We start from the raw sequence: 19,278 nt of genomic DNA on the forward strand, positions 1-19,278 counted from the left end.
GTGTCGGGCCGTAGTCGGCCGAGGCCGTGTGGAAACTGTTTTCTTTGCGCCGGAGTCGAGCTCGCCAGTCCGACCAATCAAGCTTGAGAACTCCGGCCCGACTTAACGTAGGTTTCCGAGCGTAAAAAGCCCCTCCGGGCCTTACGTTCCGACCATCTTCATCGCATTTATTGCCCTGCCAGCCCCAAGTATCTCTATGACGCGCTTCAGGTTGTAGGCCAACACTTGAAGACTCATTTCGGTACTCACCCGTCCAAGCGTCCTGGTCAGGAAGTGGGTGGCCCCCATCCAGTGCTTTAGCGTGCCGAAGACGTGCTCAACAGTGCTTCTGCGGATGGTCATTGCGTCAGGCTTGCGGTCTAGTCGACGCTGCATGGCATCAAGTATATGTTCGTGCTCCCATCGTCGAATTCGGCGGTAGTCGCTGGGCGAACATCGTTCCTTGAGCGAGCAACGCGGGCAGGCGCTCGGCCAGTACACCTGCAGCGTCATTCCGTGTTCCACGGTCGTGAATCGACGGATTGCGCGCTCGCCGGCGGGGCATCGATATTCGTCTTTCCCTGGAACGTAAACAAAGTCGCGCTTGGTAAAGAGTCCTTTCTTCCTTGACGCTGAAGTGAGGGGTTTCGGGACATACGGCGTGATCCCGGTCAGCTCGCATGTGCGGATATCCGGACCGCTGAAGTAGCCCCGGTCAGCCAGTACCTTCAGCTTGGGCTTGCCCATCGCGTTCTTCGCCGACGCAGCGATCCTGCCGAGTTGTCCGTGGTCACCGCCGACATTCGTCACGTCGTGTTCGACGATCAGGTGATGCTTTGTATCTACGGCGACCTGAACGTTGTAGCCAACCGTTCCGGTTCTTTTGCCGCCACTGGTCATGGAACGGGAATCCGGGTCGGTAAGCGACAACTGTCTGTCCGGTTCATTCTTCAGTTGCCTCTTGATCCGCTTGAGCTCACGCATCTGCTCGCGCAAGATTGCGATCTTCTCGTACAGCCGCTCGGTCCTAACATCGAAACCCGTCGGACTGGTCCGGTCTGCGGTTTCAATCATGTCGAGATATCGCTGAACACTTTCCTCAATCTGCTGCTGACGCTTGTCGATCTTGCCTTCCGTGTAGTTCCTGTCACGGCTGTTTACAGCCTTGAACTTGCTGCCGTCAATTGCCACCATGTCGCTGCACAACAGCTTCAATCCGCGACACAGTTCGACGAAGCGACGGCATACATTGCGAATGGCCGGGCCGTTGTCGCGGCGAAAGTCGGCGATCGTCTTGAAGTCCGGCGTCAGACGTCCCGTCAACCACATCAACTCGACGTTACGCTGGCATTCGCGCTCGAGACGCCTGCTGGATGGCACCCTGTTCAGATATCCATAGACGTAGATCTTGAGCATCACGCCCGGATGGTAGGACGGGCGACCCGTGGCTGCAGGCGTGGTACCGTTGAAACCAAGTTCCGCAAGATCTAATTCATCGACGAAGGCATCGATGACCCGGACCGGATTGTCCTGCCCGATGTAGTCATCGACGCATTCGGGAAGCAATGCGACCTGCTTGCGGTCATCGCCTTCAACGAATCGCTTCATGAATCACCCGGTAACCATGCGTTGATTCAGTTTAGGCGATCCATGCGTTTTCACAAGGCCTCGGCCAGCAAGCGACACTCAGAGGTACGATCGTTAAGACATCGACGTGTCAGCGTTACATCGAAAAGCAGTCGTCAGTGCCTTCCCGATCGACCGCAACGGCGCGGTCCTTACCCACCCCACATCCGCGGTCAATCACGCACGCTGGCCGCTGTGGGTTGCGTGCGCTCTCGTCAGGCGCAGCGCTCAAGATACGTCTCCCACGGAGCGTTCAGGGCTTGTGAACCCTTCAGACTGAGTCAGTCACGCACCAGCGCTCAACCACAGAACGCCGGATTGACCTTGCCCCTGTTTCGCGAATCCCATAGCCGGGGCCATCAGGCCGCTTGCCCTTGCTGAGCGGCGGTCCAATTCTTCTCGAACGTCATAGGGCCGACGTAGTTCAATGTCGAATGCAGTCGGCGGGCATTGTAGAGGCCCAGCCAGTCGATGACTTCATCCATCACAGCACGCCGCGTCGCGAAGTGCCGACCGTACGGTTGTGCGACCTCCCGCGAACCCCACAGACTTTCGGTCGGCGCATTATCCCAACAATCGCCACGCCGGCTCATCGACGAACGCATGCCGTACGCCTTGGGCGTGTCCTAGAAGAGCACGCTGCAATACTGACCGCCACGGTCGCTATGCACAATCACGCCGACTTCCCCCGTTACGCTTTCCTGTCTGCTTCTGTACTGCTGCATAGTTACTACCAAGGCATCATTTACGGCACGCGAGAGGCAAGCCAGAATGGAACTTCACATTAGTCAGCAACCTTCGAAGTGGCGTGGTTTTGTCGCGATAAGGCGAGCTGCCATGCTGGCATCGCAAAGGTAATCCGCTTTGATCGATGAAACAGAACCCGAATCCGGTCGTCGCAAAGGTACTCAAACGCCTGCACTACCCGCTCGACGTCATCTTGCTGTGTGCGCGGTGGTAAGTGGCGTATCCGCTGAGCCTGCGTCGTCTTGAACAGATGATGGCCGAGCGGGGGATTGCGGTTGATCATTCGACCGTACACCGCTGGGCCATGAAGCTGTTGCCAGTACTGGAGAAAGCGTTTCGCCGTCGCAAGCGCCCGGCCGGCAAGAGTTGGCGCATGGATGAAACGTACATCGAAGTCAAAGGGCAGTGGAAATATTTATGCCGCGCGGTCGACAAGGCAGGCAACACGGTCGATTTCCTGCTGCTGGCCAATCGTGACAAGGCCGCAGCGCGGCGGCATTTCGAGAAATCGATCGATCAGAACGGCGGACCGGACACCGTGACGATTGATAAAAGCGGCGCCCATCCCGCCGCGCTCGAAGCAATCAATGCCGATCGTGAAGCGCCCATCAAGATTCGCCAGTGAAAATATCTCAACAACGTGGTCGAGCAGGATCATCGAGCGACGCACGCGGCCCATGCTGGGGTTCAAGACTTTCCGCTGTGCGCGGAGCTTGCTGGCCGGCATCGAATTGATGCATATGATCACCAAAGGGCAAATGCAGTGTGCTCGCGGAACCCATCCGTCCGCCGCAGAGCAATTTTACACCCTCGTGACATAAGCAGTACTTCACATATTGTTTCCACTCGCCCCCCCTTCATCGTTACTGCGACGAAACCGTTCACAGATGCAGGGGCATCGATATCGATTTTAGGAGACTCATTGCGACAATTTAACGCGTTGGCCGGTGAATCTCCGCTCCTGGTCACTCAACAATGTCGTGGCCCGGAGGGCGACGAAATCGCCTTCGTGTCGATCAAGAGAACTCACGAGAAGGTTTATTGGCTGATGGATACGCTACAAAGCATGCGGATGTTCGTCCGCGTCGTACAAGCCGGCAGTTTCACCGCCGCGGCCGAGTCTCTCGATTCAACCATCGGCGTCACGTCGCGAGCGGTTTCGGAGCTGGAAGCGCATCTGCGCACTCGGTTGCTCAACCGGTCGACCCGCCGGCTCGCACTCACACCTGCGGGCGAACGCTATCTGAAGCGCTGCTCGCAGATTCTCGCGGACGTCTGCATCGCGGAAGAAGAAGCCAGTTGCGCACACGAGCGTCCCACGGGGGTGCTGCGCATGCACAGCTTTGCGTGCATCGGCCAACAGTACGTCCTGCCCGCGATCTCGCGGTACCGTGCCTTACACCCGGAAGTGACGGTCGACCTCACTCTGTCACAACGCCTGCCCGATCTATTCGAAGGCAGCAGCGATGTGTCGGTCATTACCGCGTTGTCATTGCCAGACTCCGATCTCGTCTCGCTTCAGCTCGGAACTACATGCAGCATTCTGTGTGCTTCACCTGCATACGTGCGTGTGCATGGCACACCGGACGTGCCCGCCGATCTCACGCGCCACGACTGCCTGATCCTCAAGACGCCGAGGGATCCCGTGCACGAGTGGAGGCTCGAGGGGCCCGAAGGCAGTCTCGATTTGCACGTTGACGGTCCGGTCCAGGTGAACATCGCACAGTCGCTGGTAGCTGCGATTCGTGAAGGCATGGGCATTGGTACGCTGCCAGTGTATTCGGCAATTGAAGGTCTGCGTAACGGCACGCTCATACGCGTTCTGCCGCAGCACATTCTGCAGAGGACCAGTGTGTACGCTCTGTATCCATCGCGCCGGTTTGTCGACGCGAAGACGAAGACATGGGTGGAATTTCTGCGTGGGCACCTCCCGCAGTTGATCTGTCACGATATGGAGCTGCTCGAAGAGCTGAAGCCCGAACTTATCCAGGAGCCCAAACTCTAGATTCCTGGGATGGCGGTGTGGATCGCCGCCCGTACGGCAGCCGGCATGCGAAGCCGGCATTTTCGTTGGTGCGCGTTTGTGCTGGCCGGCTATTCCGCAGCGCTGATCGACATAAGTGCTCGTGGTAAAACTACTTGGATTTCGGTACCCCGGTTTTTTCCTGGTGTCGAGATGTTGATGAAATGCCGTGTAGTGCTTGTAAAGGCTGAGGAGATCACGTTGCGGGAGATGGCGATCAATTATCGATTCAAGAACACGCGCAGGCGGGCAGCCAGTCCTTTGATGCTCGCTCGCGCCATGCGTGCAACCAGTTGTACACGCTCTGCCCACTCACGCCCAATTGCGACGCAATGGCACGGGCCTTGAGGCCAAGTCCGAGCATCAACAGGCCCGCCGCGCGTGTGCGCATATCCCGATGACGGTGATTGATCGACATCTGCTGCAATGTCAGCTCCTCGACGGCCTTCAACACTACGACACACTTTATCCACGACCCCGGCACCGACCAGGACGCCAGGTCAACCAAAGTCAAACCGTTTTACCAGGAACACTTGTGTGGACAAGCAGGTTTTGCACATTGGTTCACCGGTCAAGGCAGCACGCTTATGTCCGGCCCGTTGATGCAGGCCGGTCGGCCCGCTGGCCCATATGGAAGCGCGGTTCTCGAAATTCTCCGGACTAGTATCAAATTCGGTCGACAGGCCCCGCGTTCGCCGGGTGATCCCCCAAGGATGGGACGACGAAAGAGAAAGTGGCCCCAAAGCGCTCGTTCGGGGTGGCCCACAGGCGGCCGCCATGGTTCTCGATGATGCGGCGACTCACCGATAGACCGATGCCCATGCCGTCCCTCGTGGTCGTATAGAACGCATCGAAGAGCCTGCACGCGTATTGCGGGTCGAAGCCCACTCCGGAATCGGTCACGGCGAGCCGCACACAATCGCCATCTTCCCGTTCGATGGTGATGAGCATTTGCCGTGGACGGTCGTCTACCTCGTTCATCGCCTGCACGGCGTTAAGAAGCAGGTTGACCACGACCTGCTGGAGCTGGACCCTATCGCCTGCGACCGGCGGCAGGTCATCCGCAGCTTTCAACTGCAGTACAATCCGTTTTTCGCGGATCTCGTCGCGCAGCAACTCAGTGACCTCACGTGCGGCTTCACTCAGGTCAACCGCATCAGTCTTCACGGCGTGGTTATTGAACCGCGCGCGCAGGCGTTTCATCACTTCCGAAGCGCGGCGCCCGTCGCGGATAGTGCGGCGCACGGCCTCGAGGGCGCCCTCGACTTTCGGCGGCTCCGCACTCAGCAAGCGCAAACTGGTGCCGGCGTTGATCGTCATGCCAGTGAGCGGCTGGCTGATCTCGTGCGCAATCGAGGCCGTCAGCTCACCCATGCTGTTGACTCGACATACATGGATTAATTCAGCGCGCAGGCACGCAAGCGCGTCTTCGGACCTGCGTCGCTCGGTCACATCCTGCACCGCGCCGACGTAGTCCAGTTGGCCCAGCACGTCCCGCGTGGCGTGAGCCTGAATGTGCACGTACTTGACCGAGCCGTTGGGCAGCAGCAGGCGGTGGTCGAATTCCACGTCCTTGCCGTCTTGCGCCCGCTCAATCATCTCATGCAGAAGATGAAGGTCGTCAGGGTGGACTCCCGCAGCGATGGTGTCCATCGTTATCTGCGCACCGGGCTCGATCCCGAACATACGGTAGAGCTGCTCCGACCAGGTAATGGAGCCGGTCGTCGGACGCCAGGAAAAGCTTCCGCGCAAGCTCAGTTGCTCCACTTTGGCCATCAGCGCCGCGCTTTTCCCTAAGTGCGCTTCCGTCTGCACGCGGTCATCGATATCCCTTTGCAAGAAATACCACAAAGCGATTCGCCCCTCCTTGTCGCGCAACGGAACGCCTTGCACGCGAAACCATCGGCAGACGCCGTCGGCACGGCGGTGACGGGACTCACCGTCATAAGGCTTGCCATTGCTCATCGACTCGCGAAATCGCGCTATAACCGCTTCTCTGTCGTCAGGATGGGTCAGGCCGTTGGTCTGCCATTGCTTCAGTTCGCTGAGGGTCACGCCGAAGTAGTCGAAAAAGCAGCGGTTGGCGTGCAGCACTTCGCCGGCTGGCGAAAAAATCAGAACCTGGGTAGGAAAGCCATCGACTACGAGCTGCAAACGTTGCTCGTTCGCTCGCGCCGTATCTTCGGCCTGCTTGCGCTCCTCGATATCCGTATTGATTCCGCACCACGTCACGACTTTGCCCGCCCCATCAGTCACCGGGTTGACGCGACAGAGAAACCACCGATACACGCCATCGACGCGTCGCATCCGCGCTTGCGCTTCACCCGGCGCGTTGGAGGCGACAGCAACCCGCCAGGTTTCGAGCAGCGCGGCCCGGTCGTCGGGATGGAACGCCGTCTGCCATCCGTCGTCCGATGCTTCCTCGACAGACAGCCCCGTGTATTCGCACCAGCGTCTATTCACAAATTCGATGCGACCGTCAGGGAATGCGGTCCATACCAAGCCCGGGAGCGCGTCCACCCTGCGACTAAGCTCATTATCCATCGTTATCGTTTCCTACCGATGCTCCATCACACAACAACCAACGCTTGCGGACAGACATTTAAGAACTCTGGACAACCTATGCAAAACAATAATGACCATGCATTGCGATCTGCAGTGCTATGTCAGGTTAACGTATCGATACTATGGTTAGCAGAAAAGGACGACAACTATACTTTAGGTGTATGCGCAGATGCATAGACGGACGAAAGTGAATTGGCCCAACGCTACGCATGAGCGCTTATGAGTGTGACTGAGTAGACCGGAAAGACGAAGATATTGTTATCGACATCGCACCATGGTGCGCAGCGCTTGCAGGATAATCCACGGTGTTGTTCGCCCACGCACCAATAGCCTCGTCCTCGTGCGATCAAGCGTCACCTCTGAGCAGTGAGAATCTCCAGCTGCACACGAAAGTGTCGTGCTTGATCGAGTGCGAAACCGCGATCTTGTCAAACTCCCTTGAGCCTCACCGGATACTCCGCGCAGAAGGCATGCAATTGCTGGACGGTCGCAACTCGATAACCGATCGCTGCTCCGCTGAGTCGATCACGTCGGTGAGTCGGATCATGTTCGGATGTATGCGCGCGTCTTCCGGTTCGTCCGCAGTTGGTGGATGGATCAGCGCGTCGAGCCGTGCGCGCGTCGCGAGAAATTCTGGCGAGGTCAACTGCGCATAGCTGCGCGGGCGCGGCACCGGTACCTCGATCAGTTCCTGCACTTCGCCTGGATTGGCCTTCAGCACGAGGATCCGGTCGGCGAGAAAAATCGCTTCCGCCACGCAGCACGGAGGCACCGCCAAACCGCCACCGCGGAGTCGTTTAGCCGCGATAATCAGGTTTATCACGGCACGTGTGCTTTTAACTGTGCCGAATCGGGTTGTCTTGCGTCAGGTCTGTGCGTTATCTATTCTGGAAATCCCGCCTGGCGCTTCGCGCGGCCGGCCTTTCCCGACCTCCCCGCCTCGCGCCCGCGTTTGCTGCCCGTCTGCTGCCCGCTTGCTCCTCCTCTGCTGCCGGAGGCCCCCATGGCCCGACCCGCCGCCGTCACCCCCGACGCCATCCGCGCCACTGTCCTCGCCCTGCTCGCCGAGGCGGGCGACCCCGCCCCCGCGTCCGACGCCCGGTTCCGCAAGATCGTCTCGGTGCGAAAGCTCCGGGCGCGTCTCGGCGCTGGCGACCCCGCCACGCTCTCGCGGCACCTGAACGCCATCGAAGCGGAGGTCGTGCAGGCGGGGCTGGCCCGGTTCGACGGCTTCGCGGTACCCGACGTCCCACAAGAGATCGCCGCGCAGATGCGCGCGCTGTGGGAAGCCGCCGTCGCCACGCAGCTGGACGGCATCGTGCGGCTGCGCCGCGAAACCGAAACCATGGTGGAGGCCGCCACCGAGGCGCAGCGCAACGCCGCGCTGAAGGTGGAACTGCTGCGGGTGGAACTCGCCGACGTGCGCACCCAGCTCAGCAGCCGTGACGCGGAACTGGCCGTCGCCCGTGCGGGTTTTGAAGCGGCCACGCAGCGGACCGCCGCCCTTGAAGATGCTGCGGGGCAGCTGCAGGCGCAGCTGACAGCCATCGAAACGGCGGCCGCCGGTGCCGCCCGGCAGCATGCCAGCGAGCTTGCTGCCGAGCGCGCCCGCTACGACGGCCTTGCGAAACAGCTGCTGCTCGAAACCGCGCACCAGCGCGAAACGTTCCAGACGGAACGGCAGCGGCTCGAGGCGGAACTGGCGCGCGCGGCCGAGCGGCTCGCCGCGCTCGAGTCGCTGCGCGAGCGCCTGCTTGCCGAACTGGGAGAGGAACGCAACGCGCGGCAGCAGGCCGCCGCCGAAGCGACGGCACTGACCACCGTGGTGGAACAGCAGCGCCAGACCCTGGCGTTGGTGGGCGCCACGACGTCGAGCAAGCCCCCTGCCGGTGCACGCCGTCCGGCGCGCAGCGCGGCCCGCACGGCCGGAGTCAAGGCAGCCACGGGCGCTTCGAGGAAGGCGCGATGAAACCGTCCAGTCCGTCCGAACCGTCCGATTTGTCTCACGCGTCCCATGCGTCCCGCTGGCTCGACACCGGCTGCCGGCCGCCGCAGCGCGTGCCGGAGGGGACCGACGCGGCGATCGAATACGTCGCGCAGGCGCTCGGCCACCCCGTGTACGCGCGCTGGACGCTCACGGTACTGAAACGGGGTTGCCCGTCGCTCGCCGACGCGAAGCGCGAACACCCCGCCGTGTTCGCGCTGCTGCTTGAACACGACGCGGCGGTGGAGTACTGGGAACGCGGGCGCCTGCGCGTCGTGCCGGAAAGTACCGCCCCTTCTGCCGCCACGGTGCTCGAGCGCGTGCTGCGCCAGCACCGGCGGCGCTTCCGCCTGGCGGGGCCCAATGACACCCCCGGTGATGCACCGGACGGAGCACTGTCATCAATGCCCCACGCCGTCACCGAAGAGGCAGCGCTGATGGCCGCCTTGGTGGCGCCCGCGTGGCTCGCGCGCGCCGGGCGCTTCGCGAATGCGGTGGTGCTGACCAATACCCTCGGGGTGGCCGATGACGCGCAGGCGGTGCGCCTGTTCCTGCGCGAGCGGGCCTCGCACTCGCCGCACACGCTGCGCGCCTACGTGACGGAACTGCGGCGGCTCGCCGCCTGGTGCACGCGCGAACGACTGGGCCCGTTTTCCGATCTCACGCGCCAGGACCTGATGGCCTACCGCGACGAGGTGCAGGCCCCGCATGCCGGCGCCGACGGAAACGCACGGCGCGCGGCGCCGGCCACCGTCTCCCGCGCGCTCGCGGTGGTCTCGAGCCTCTATGCCTGGTGGCACCGCACGGGGTATCTCAGCATCAATCCGGCCGAGGGGCTCGCCGCCGGGCGACGCGCGCGCATGACCTGGACGCCGGTGCGGTTCCTGCCCGCGGCCGCACTGACGCATTGCGATGCGGTCGCCGCGGGCGATGCGCCCGTCGATGTACTACCCACTGTCTGGGCGAGACGGCGCGCCATCTGGGCGCTGTACCGCTTTGCCGGCGTGCGGCTTGCCGAACTGGTGTGGAACGAGGCACTCGCGCTGCCGCGTATCCAGGTGGACGACGCCCGGCAGTGGACCCTGCACATCATTGGCAAGGGCAGCAAACAACGCGCGATACCGCTCCCCTCGGCCTGCCTGCCGGCGCTGCGCGCCTACCGGCGGGTGCGCGGCCTGCCCGGCGATCCGCCGCCCGGAGAGCGTTTACCGCTCGTCCACAGCGAACGCGGCCGCGCGCTCGGCGCGAGCGGCCTCTACGACGAGGTGCGGGCGGTGTTCGCGCTGGCAGCAACCCGGCTGCCGCCGGGGGAAAGCGCCATGCGCGCCGCGCTCGAAGGGGCGTCCACGCACTGGCTGCGGCACGGCTATGCGCGCACCCTGGTGGTCGATCACCGCGTACCGCTGCCGGTGGCGCAGGCGCTGCTGGGTCACGCCTCGGTGCAGACGACGGCGGCCTATGCGCGGACCGACGGTACGCAGTTAAGGGACTTTGTGGAGGGGAGTTTTCCCAGGCCGTTGTACGCTCTGTTCGCAACGGCTATTTGACGCGCTTTAAAACCAGCGAGGAACAGTGGTCAAAGTTGATCGAACGTCAAGCTGACGACGAATTCGAGCCCAGGTCGTGGGACGTGGAATTGACGGATGATCCGCTGAAAGGACTCCGAGAACGCTACCTGACGGCGAAGCGTTCGGCAAGTTGCCTCCTAGTTGGAGATCGAAGAAGACCAACCTCATCTCAGCGTCAATACCCCTATTGTTTCGGAGAACGGCGGCAAAGTCCTCTAGTTGCGGAGAGGACCGCACAGAAAACAACCCATCATCGGTACATCGTGCGAAGCAGGTGCACAGTCTCCGCTCAAGCCTCACGAAGCAAGCTGCGCATCAAGGGCACTGAGATGTGCGGTCAGCGCGTCCCTCTGATCAAGATCATTCCACACACGAGACAACCGTTGGATTTCGGGAGTGGTCTCGCGGCCGATTGATACTTTATGAAACTCGCGGAGGTGGGCATGACCCACAGGCGACGCATCTAGACACTGCATGGTTTGACAATCACGAGCCCGCGCGATGCAGATGCCTGTTTCGACCGACCGCGGAGAGTGACTCGCCTGCAAGCCCGGCGCATTTGGAGCGCAATCGTCGAACGGCATAGTGATCGCGCCTTCTGACCACGATTCCCCAGGTTCGTCCGCCAGTGCAATAGAGGCGTCCCAAAGATATTGAGCGATTTCGGTCCTAATGCCCGACCTGCCCAAGTAATACATCGTCAGAGTGTGGCTGTTGTGCCCCATCATGGCTCGCAGCATGAACCCCTCCTAAGGATATTGAACTCGACTCACTGCGTGAGGCTGATCGATCTAGCGTAGACATCCCGCGTTCAAATTTCAATCCTGTACGCTTGTCGGTCCGCTGCCGCCCTAAAGTGCTTTTTGTCACCGGGGATATCGATGGCACCGAACTGCGAGCCTATCCCCACGAACAAAGCCGGTTCCAACGATTCTCTCAAGGTCGCGGTGGTCAATTCGGAGCAGGCACGATCGCGCTGTAGCGGGCCGAATGCCAGCGCGGCGTAATAGAGCCCTCGAGCATGCCCGTAGCCTCTCCCAAATTCGGCCGACATAACCAGCCCCCCGGAGTCTGCGCGCGCCGCCAAACGGTCACGGGCTAACGACGATAAGGGCGTCGTTCTTGACCCCACTTCGAACTACGAGTCCAAGTGCTAATTACCCTGAAATTCTTCATTGCACACAATTAACGATTTGCCAGTTCTTCACGGGCCGCCGCACCACCGCATCAGCCCGCATAGCCGAATGCTGGCCTTCGCGCCTCGATGATATGATAAACACAAACATAACTTGCTGATTATTAAAATATATTACATAAATCACTAGCATCACTGTACGACCTGGCCGTGCCGTTCTACGGTTACAACCGCAGCGGCGCGAAGGTCTCGCAGGGCGTGATCGATTCGTTCTGGCAGCAGGGCATGTTGGGCGGCATCCTCGCGCTGCACGACTGCGTGCACGAGTTCTCCGAGGTCGACTACACGGAAGACCTCAAGAAGATCGACGTGCCCACGCTGATCCTGCACGGCGACGACGACCAGATCGTGCCGATCGACGACGCGGGCAAGCTCTCCGCGAAGATCGTCAAGGACGCGACGCTCAAGATCTACCCGGGCGGCCCGCACGGCATGTGCACGACGATGGCCGATCAGGTCAACGCCGACCTGCTCGCGTTCCTGAACCGCAAGTAATGTGGCGGCGCGGCGTGCCCGTCTAACGCGAGCACGCCGTGAGCGCCTCCACGTATTGCGCCTGCCACGCCGGGTCCTGCGCGAACGCCGCGAGATCCGCGTGCAGATCGTTGGCGTAAGCGTTCACGCACGCGCGGTTGTTCGCCTCCACGGCGCGTGGCATGACGAGAATCGCCGCCACCACGCCGCCCACCGCCAGCGCGGCGATCGCCACCCCAATCGCCCAACGCCAGGCTTCCTCCCCTGCCCCTTTTAGCGCCGCTTCGCTCATCGCTCTTCTCCTTATTGATTAGCAAGACAATCATTTGAGTTTTAAAAAAGCGCGAACGCCTTATGCGAGTCCCTTGCGTATCTTGCGCATGCCGGTGACCGTGGACTCGAAGAGGTCCGGGCCCACTTGTCCACGCAGGCGCCGCGCCACGTCGGCGCTCGCGCCGTTGATCGGGCCGTCGAGCGCCGCGCCGCCCGCAGTGGGAAAGAGTCCCCATTCGCGGCCATCGGCCTCGCCCTGGCGGCGCTCGAGCAAGTCCTTCTCGCACAGGTTGTCGACGAGACGCGTCGCCGTGGGCCGCGCGATGCCGAGCGTTTGCGCGACATCGCTCGCGAGGCACCCCGGCTTCGCCAGCACAACGCGCAGCACGAAGCCTTGCGCCGGCGTGAGGCCGAACGGCGCATACGCGGCGGTCCACTCGCGCTCGACGAGCCGCGCGAGCGCCGACGAATTGAAGTAAAGGCAGTGATCGAACATGGCACCAATGAAACCACGAATTGATTAGCAAGGCAACCGTTTTTAGAGACTTCGGCGAGGCTCGCAGGACAAAATTCTTATATAAGACTCCCCGATTCACTTCTCTTTTCACAAGGGTCTTTACCAGCTTGACAGTCAATCTAGGGTGCGATCCACAAAACCAGAGAACCACGACCGAATCGTTGGCATCACCTCTCAAAGCCTTATGGAACGGGCCTCCGGCGCGGAAACGTTTTCAGCGCCGGGCCGGCCAATCATGGCAAACGCGCCGACTTTCTGGTCAATTAACATTGCGCAAGCGCTTTCCACGATATGAAATACATGCACGCTTGGTCCCCAGCCCGCTGTAAATTGAGGCAAAATCCAGGTGTTTCGCCGACTGCGCGCAGCCGGTGGTGTTATCACCCCGTTTTTGAACCCCGCCAAGAAGCCGATGAGTACCCAGCAACCCACCATCATCTATACCCTGACCGATGAAGCGCCGCTGCTCGCCACCAGCGCGTTTCTGCCGATCATCCGCACTTTCGCTGCGCCGGCCGGCGTGAACGTCGAGACCAGCGATATCTCTGTTGCGGGCCGTATCCTCGGCGAGTTCCCGGAATTCCTCACGGAAGAACAGCGCGTGCCGGACAATCTGGCCGAACTGGGCCGTCTCACGCAGTTGCCGGAAACGAACATCATCAAGCTGCCGAACATCAGCGCATCGGTGCCGCAGCTCGTCGCCGCGATCAAGGAACTCCAGGGCAAGGGCTACAAGGTCCCTGACTTCCCCGAAGATCCGAAGACCGACGAAGAAAAGGCTATCCAGAAGCGCTATTCGAAGTGCCTCGGTTCGGCTGTGAACCCGGTGCTGCGCGAAGGCAACTCGGACCGCCGCGCACCGCTCGCGGTCAAGAACTACGCGAAGAAGCACCCGCACAGCATGGGCGAGTGGAGCATGGCTTCGCGCACCCACGTCGCGCACATGAAGCACGGCGACTTCTACCACGGCGAAAAGTCGATCACGAACGACAAGGACCGCGAAGTCCGCATGGAGCTCGTGACGAAGGCCGGCGAAACCATCGTGCTCAAGCCGAAGGTCAAGCTGCAAGCCGGCGAAATCGTCGACAGCATGTTCATGAGCAAGAAGCACCTGCTGGCCTTCTACGAAGACCAGATGGAAGACGCGCGCAAGACCGGCGTCATGCTCTCGCTGCACGTGAAGGCGACCATGATGAAGGTTTCGCACCCCATCGTGTTCGGCCACGCCGTGCGCGTGTTCTACAAGGACGCGTTCGCGAAGCACGCCAAGCTCTTCGAAGAACTCGGCGTGAACGTGAACAACGGCCTCGTCGACCTCTACACGAAGATCGAAAAGCTGCCGGAATCGCAGCGCGAAGAAGTCATCCGCGACATGCACGCATGCCACGAGCACCGTCCGGCGCTCGCCATGGTCGATTCGGCCAAGGGCATCTCGAACCTGCACGCACCGAACGACGTGATCGTCGACGCTTCGATGCCCGCGATGATTCGCGCAGGCGGCAAGATGTGGGGCGCCGACGGCCGCCCGGCCGACACGAAGTGCCTGATTCCGGAAAGCACGTTCGCGCGCATCTACCAGGAAATCATCAACTTCTGCAAGACCAACGGCGCATTCGACCCGCGCACGATGGGCACGGTGCCGAACGTCGGCCTGATGGCACAGAAGGCTGAAGAGTACGGTTCGCACGACAAGACGTTCGAGATCACGCAGGACGGCACGGCGCGCATCGTCGACAACGCTACGGGCGAAGTGCTCGAAGCGCTCACGCAGCCCGTCGAGCAAGGCGACATCTGGCGTATGTGCCTCGTGAAGGACGAGCCGATCCGCGACTGGGTCAAGCTCGCCGTCACGCGCGCGAAGAACTCGGACACGCCGGCCGTGTTCTGGCTCGACCCGTACCGTCCGCACGAAAACGAAGTGATCAAGAAGGTCGAAACGTACCTGAAGGATTACGATCTGACCGGCCTCGACATCCAGATCATGTCGCAAGTCCGCGCGATGCGTTACACGCTCGAGCGCGTGATCCGCGGCCTGGACACGATCTCGGTCACGGGCAACATCCTGCGCGACTACCTCACCGACCTGTTCCCGATCATGGAACTGGGCACCTCGGCGAAGATGCTCTCGATCGTTCCGCTGATGGCCGGTGGTGGCATGTACGAAACGGGCGCCGGCGGCTCGGCTCCGAAGCACGTGCAGCAGCTGGTTCAGGAAGACCACCTGCGCTGGGACTCGCTCGGCGAATTCCTCGCGCTGGCCGTTTCGCTGGAAGACCTCGGCATCAAGACGAACAACGCGCGCGCCAAGCTGCTCGCGAAGACGCTCGACGCCGCCACCGGCAAGCTGCTCGACAACAACAAGGGCCCGTCGCCGAAGACCGGCGAGCTGGACAACCGCGGCAGCCAGTTCTATCTCTCGATGTACTGGGCGCAAGAGCTGGCCGCACAGAAGGACGACGCGGAACTCGCGGCACACTTCGCGCCGCTGGCGAAGGCATTGGCCGAGAACGAGCAGAAGATCGTGGGCGAACTGGCCGCGGTTCAGGGCAAGCCGGTCGATATCGGCGGCTACTACAAGCCGGACTTCGCGAAGCTCGCTGAAGTCATGCGCCCGAGCGCGACGTTCAATGCCGCACTCGCAGCCGCTGCGAAGTAAGTGATGGACCGCCCCCGTGCGTTGCGCGGGGGACGTTCCACCAAACGAATCGAGCCTCCCACATCACTGTGGGAGGCTCGATTTTTTTTGCCCTGCTAATTGTGATGGCCGATATCAGGCGGCGAGTTTTTGTTCGACCGGCCGATCGTCTCGCATCGGGTCGCTCTCTTCGCGGGCAATGCCTGGCTCGAGGTTACAACGATCGGCTGCCAGAGCCACAGCGAGATCCAGAAGTTGCTTGCTCGAATCTGCATGACCCAGATGAGACGGCATGGCCTCTTCAATCCGGCCCGCCTCTATGGCCCGGGGGATCTGCGCGAGTAAATCTGCGATCAGCGCTTGTCGCCTGCGGAATGCAGCGCGCCGGTTTGACGGGACCTCACTGACGTCGCGGTGATGCAGGTGAAGCGGCAGCACATACCGCCCATTGCCTTCAATGCCACCCAATTCCTGCCAGAAGCCGTCGTAATCCGCGCGTATCTGTTCCCGCCTGGAGTCGGAAACGTGTGTCTTCTTCGTCACGCCAGTCAGCACGTCCACCCCTGCCATCCTGGACAATACGCAGACGGCCTCCATGACAGCAGCCTTGGGCCGCAATCCATGGCATGCGCGCGTGGCCTCGCGCACCCGCTCCCTGGCCGCGCCGGATGGCCCTTGCAGGCCGCCGATCAGCGCCCCGGTTTTCCCCGATTCGGCGTGCCCCTCGAAACTGATTGTCGCCCACGCAAGATCGACGCGGTCGACCACGTCGCGCCAGGCGACGGTCAGCAACCCTTCGCGCCAACAACGTACCGGCTCGCTCACGACGATGGCGTACCTGCCGCTCGATGCCAAAGTCACGTCTGCCGAATTCAGATAAAGACTGCGCACCAGATCGTCGCCGAAACGTTCCCGCACGACCCGAAAATGTCCGCACAGCAACTCGGCACGCGCGCAGGCACGCATGTCCGCCTGGACGAAGCGGCGAAAGGGACGTTCGAGATAGCGCCGGTTACGGACGACAATATCGGCAAGCAGGGAGTCTGCCGCCAATCCACTCAGCCAGATGCGCGCCGCAAACGGGTGAAGCAGTGCGTACACGAGCACACGCCCCCTCCGAAACAGGGCGCCAGGACTTCTCCCAGGAATAACCCTCGCCAGCAAGCGGAAAATCTCGGAAATCGATTTCATTGTCCGCGATCCGTTTTCATGAATGGCCTAAACGCGAAGGCAACCGATGCAGCCGTGACGGCGTTGCGCCTGGCGCCCGATGACGATCCGATTGCCGGTGGGTGAAATTTGCTGCGCAAATGCATCGCAGTCCTTAAAAAAAATTGCCTCACTCACCGATCTTCGATACACGGGATGTCACATAGCAGTCGTTCGGTCAGCCGATGCGAACGCTCTTACGAGGGTTCGACCAACTGTCGAGGTCATGAAACATATCACAGTATTACGAACCGTTACAGAATTTTTCAACGGAGGGCCCAATCGTTACATTTTCGTAAACGTTATGAAACCTCCAAGCAAACGTCCAAGTCCCATTTCCCGCGAATCCGTAATGCACCACCCGAAAAAAAGCCGCTCCGAAGAGCGGCTTTCGTGCAGACCAGATCTGCCGATCGACGGGCGAGGCCCGTCACAGCGTCAGTCGTCCAGCAGCGAGAGGTCGCGCACGGCGCCCTTGTCGGCCGACATCACGAGCTTGGCGTAGGCCTTCAGCGCCGCCGACACCTTGCGCGGACGCGCCTTCGCCGGCTTCCAGCCCTTGGCGTTCTGCTCTTCGCGGCGGCGCGCGAGTTCTTCGTCCGAGACCAGCACGTTGATCGTGCGGTTCGGAATGTCGATGCGGATCTTGTCGCCGTCGCGCACGAGGCCGATTGCGCCGCCCGCTGCCGCTTCCGGCGAGCAGTGGCCGATCGAGAGGCCCGAGGTGCCGCCCGAGAAGCGGCCGTCGGTCAGCAGCGCGCACGCCTTGCCGAGGCCCTTCGACTTGATGTAGCTCGTCGGGTAGAGCATTTCCTGCATGCCGGGGCCGCCCTTCGGGCCTTCATAGCGCACGATCACCACGTCGCCGGCCTTGACCTTGTCGGCGAGGATGTTTTCCACCGCTTCGTCCTGCGATTCGGTCACGTGAGCCGTGCCTTCGAACACGAGGATGCTGTCGTCCACGCCTGCGGTCTTCACCACGCAGCCGTCGAGCGCGATGTTGCCGGTCAGCACGGCAAGGCCGCCTTCCTTCGAGAACGCGTGCTCATACGAGCGGATGCAGCCTTCGGCGCGGTCCGTGTCGAGGCTCGGCCAGCGCGTGTTCTGGCTGAACGCGACCTGGGTGGGAACGCCGGCGGGGCCAGCCATGTAGAACGTCTTGACCGCTTCGGACTGCGTGCGCGTGATATCCCATTGCTCCAGCGCGTCGCCGAGCGTCGGCGTGTGCACGGTCGGCACGTCGGTGTGCAGCTTGCCTGCGCGCGCAAGCTCGCCGAGGATCGCCATGATGCCGCCGGCGCGGTGCACGTCTTCGATGTGGTACTTATTCGTGTTCGGCGCGACCTTGCACAGTTGCGGCACGACGCGCGAAAGGCGGTCGATGTCCGTCATGCCGAACTCGATGCCCGCTTCCTGCGCAATGGCCAGCAAGTGGAGGATCGTGTTGGTCGAGCCGCCCATGGCGATGTCGAGCGTCATCGCGTTTTCGAACGCCTTGAAGCCCACCGAGCGCGGCAGCACGCGCTCGTCTTCCTGCTCGTAGTACTGGCGCGCGAGTTCGACGATGCGGCGGCCGGCGCGCTTGAAGAGCTGTTCGCGGTCGGCGTGCGTGGCGACCACAGTGCCGTTGCCCGGCAGCGAGAGGCCCAGCGCCTCGGTCAGGCAGTTCATCGAGTTAGCCGTGAACATGCCCGAGCACGAACCGCAGGTCGGGCAGGCGGAGCGCTCGACTTCGGCCACTTCGGCGTCGGAGTACTTGCTGTCCGCCGCGATCACCATGGCGTCGATCAGATCGAGCTTCTTGACTTCGATGGCCTTCGTGACCGGGTTCGCGAGGCGCGTCTTGCCCGCTTCCATCGGGCCGCCCGAGACGAAGATCACGGGGATGTTCAGGCGCATGGCGGCCATGAGCATGCCCGGGGTGATCTTGTCGCAGTTCGAGATGCAGACCATGGCGTCGGCGCAGTGCGCGTTGACCATGTATTCGACCGAATCCGCGATGATGTCGCGGCTCGGCAGCGAATACAGCATGCCGTCGTGGCCCATGGCGATGCCGTCATCGACGGCGATCGTGTTGAATTCCTTGGCCACGCCGCCCGCGGCTTCGATTTCGCGCGCAACGAGCTGGCCGAGGTCTTTCAGGTGCACATGGCCGGGAACGAACTGGGTGAACGAGTTGACGACCGCGATGATCGGCTTGGCAAAATCTTCGTCTTTCATGCCGGTGGCGCGCCAGAGGGAACGCGCACCTGCCATGTTGCGGCCGGCGGTGGAGGTTTTGGAACGGTATGCGGGCATTGTGGCTGTGGAAGAAAAATCGCAGAAAGGAAGCGGGCCACGGGAATAAAGGCCCCACGCACGCCCTTGCGAACAACCTCTTGAGCTGCGCTCTGGGCAAACCTTGCGATTATCCCACACGCATGCGCACCCCGCCGGATGGGCAGGATTTATCAGGGTTGCCGAACCTTGCCGAATCCCCCCGC

At 61.6% G+C, this 19,278-nt stretch carries 12 protein-coding genes and 5 pseudogenes; 7 read left to right on the forward strand and 10 right to left on the reverse strand.

Annotated features, from left to right (window positions below; all coding sequences use genetic code 11):
• Positions 1-141: 141 nt before the first annotated feature.
• Positions 142-1,587 carry an IS1182 family transposase gene (locus E1N52_RS29130; RefSeq protein WP_133186344.1) on the reverse strand — a complete coding sequence of 482 codons (1,446 nt, stop codon included), beginning with the start codon at positions 1,585-1,587 and terminating at the stop codon, positions 142-144.
• A 377-nt stretch (positions 1,588-1,964) separates the two neighbouring features.
• Positions 1,965-2,354, reverse strand: a pseudogene (locus tag E1N52_RS29135) (transposase); the annotation flags it as partial.
• 122 nt (positions 2,355-2,476) lie between these two features.
• On the opposite strand from E1N52_RS29135, the pseudogene E1N52_RS29140 reads away from it, so the two are divergent.
• The 3 genes and pseudogenes from E1N52_RS29140 to E1N52_RS45560 all read left to right on the forward strand — a co-directional run.
• Positions 2,477-3,173 (forward strand): annotated as a pseudogene (locus E1N52_RS29140) (IS6 family transposase).
• Between the two features lie 227 nt (positions 3,174-3,400).
• Positions 3,401-4,357 (forward strand): LysR family transcriptional regulator, encoded by a 957-nt coding sequence (locus E1N52_RS29145; protein WP_246089257.1) that lies wholly within the window; start codon positions 3,401-3,403, stop codon positions 4,355-4,357.
• A 6-nt stretch (positions 4,358-4,363) separates the two neighbouring features.
• Positions 4,364-4,471, forward strand: a pseudogene (locus E1N52_RS45560) (FUSC family protein); the annotation flags it as partial.
• Positions 4,472-4,604: 133 nt separating this feature from the next.
• On the opposite strand, the gene E1N52_RS44910 reads toward E1N52_RS45560, so the two are convergent.
• From E1N52_RS44910 to E1N52_RS29165, 3 genes and pseudogenes are all read right to left on the reverse strand, one after another.
• Complete coding sequence (locus E1N52_RS44910; RefSeq protein WP_425468154.1) at positions 4,605-4,793, reverse strand: helix-turn-helix domain-containing protein; 189 nt, start codon at positions 4,791-4,793, stop codon at positions 4,605-4,607.
• Positions 4,794-5,041: 248 nt separating this feature from the next.
• A complete protein-coding gene (locus E1N52_RS29160; RefSeq protein ID WP_133186346.1) occupies positions 5,042-6,919 on the reverse strand; it encodes a PAS domain-containing sensor histidine kinase in 1,878 nt (625 codons plus the stop codon).
• 532 nt (positions 6,920-7,451) lie between these two features.
• A pseudogene (locus E1N52_RS29165) lies at positions 7,452-7,691 on the reverse strand (ABC transporter ATP-binding protein); the annotation flags it as partial.
• A 252-nt stretch (positions 7,692-7,943) separates the two neighbouring features.
• Between E1N52_RS29165 and E1N52_RS29170 the strand changes: the two are divergent.
• Together E1N52_RS29170 and E1N52_RS29175 are read left to right on the forward strand one after the other, a co-directional pair.
• Entirely contained in the window at positions 7,944-8,909 is a 966-nt protein-coding gene (locus tag E1N52_RS29170) for a DNA-binding protein (protein WP_133186348.1), read from the forward strand.
• A complete protein-coding gene (locus tag E1N52_RS29175) occupies positions 8,906-10,471 on the forward strand; it encodes a tyrosine-type recombinase/integrase (RefSeq protein ID WP_133186350.1) in 1,566 nt (521 codons plus the stop codon). Before E1N52_RS29170 ends, E1N52_RS29175 begins: the two co-directional genes overlap by 4 nt.
• A gap of 317 nt (positions 10,472-10,788) precedes the next feature.
• On the opposite strand, the gene E1N52_RS29180 is transcribed toward E1N52_RS29175, so the two are convergent.
• The gene (locus E1N52_RS29180) at positions 10,789-11,232 is read right to left on the reverse strand and encodes a hypothetical protein (RefSeq protein ID WP_133186352.1); all 444 of its coding nucleotides are present in this window, start codon (positions 11,230-11,232) and stop codon (positions 10,789-10,791) included.
• Between the two features lie 596 nt (positions 11,233-11,828).
• On the opposite strand from E1N52_RS29180, the pseudogene E1N52_RS29185 reads away from it, so the two are divergent.
• Positions 11,829-12,182, forward strand: a pseudogene (locus E1N52_RS29185) (alpha/beta fold hydrolase); the annotation flags it as partial.
• 22 nt (positions 12,183-12,204) lie between these two features.
• Here the strand turns inward: E1N52_RS29185 and E1N52_RS29190 are convergent.
• Entirely contained in the window at positions 12,205-12,453 is a 249-nt protein-coding gene (locus E1N52_RS29190) for a hypothetical protein (protein WP_133186354.1), read from the reverse strand.
• A 60-nt stretch (positions 12,454-12,513) separates the two neighbouring features.
• Positions 12,514-12,930: a MarR family winged helix-turn-helix transcriptional regulator gene (locus E1N52_RS29195; RefSeq protein WP_133186356.1), complete on the reverse strand. Its 417-nt coding sequence runs from the start codon at positions 12,928-12,930 to the stop codon at positions 12,514-12,516.
• A gap of 433 nt (positions 12,931-13,363) precedes the next feature.
• Here E1N52_RS29195 and E1N52_RS29200 point away from each other — a divergent pair, with 433 nt between their 5' ends.
• Positions 13,364-15,607, forward strand: a complete 2,244-nt coding sequence (locus tag E1N52_RS29200; protein WP_133186358.1) for an NADP-dependent isocitrate dehydrogenase — start codon at positions 13,364-13,366, stop codon at positions 15,605-15,607.
• Between the two features lie 114 nt (positions 15,608-15,721).
• Here E1N52_RS29200 and E1N52_RS29205 read toward each other — a convergent pair whose 3' ends face one another.
• Together E1N52_RS29205 and ilvD are read right to left on the reverse strand one after the other, a co-directional pair.
• Positions 15,722-16,777 (reverse strand): DUF535 family protein, encoded by a 1,056-nt coding sequence (locus tag E1N52_RS29205; protein WP_133186360.1) that lies wholly within the window; start codon positions 16,775-16,777, stop codon positions 15,722-15,724.
• A gap of 456 nt (positions 16,778-17,233) precedes the next feature.
• Positions 17,234-19,093: a dihydroxy-acid dehydratase gene (gene ilvD / locus E1N52_RS29210; protein ID WP_133186362.1), complete on the reverse strand. Its 1,860-nt coding sequence runs from the start codon at positions 19,091-19,093 to the stop codon at positions 17,234-17,236.
• Positions 19,094-19,278: the final 185 nt, after the last annotated feature.

Origin of the sequence: Paraburkholderia guartelaensis (genome assembly GCF_004353905.1) — a bacterium.
Taxonomy (GTDB): Bacteria; Pseudomonadota; Gammaproteobacteria; order Burkholderiales; family Burkholderiaceae; genus Paraburkholderia; species Paraburkholderia guartelaensis.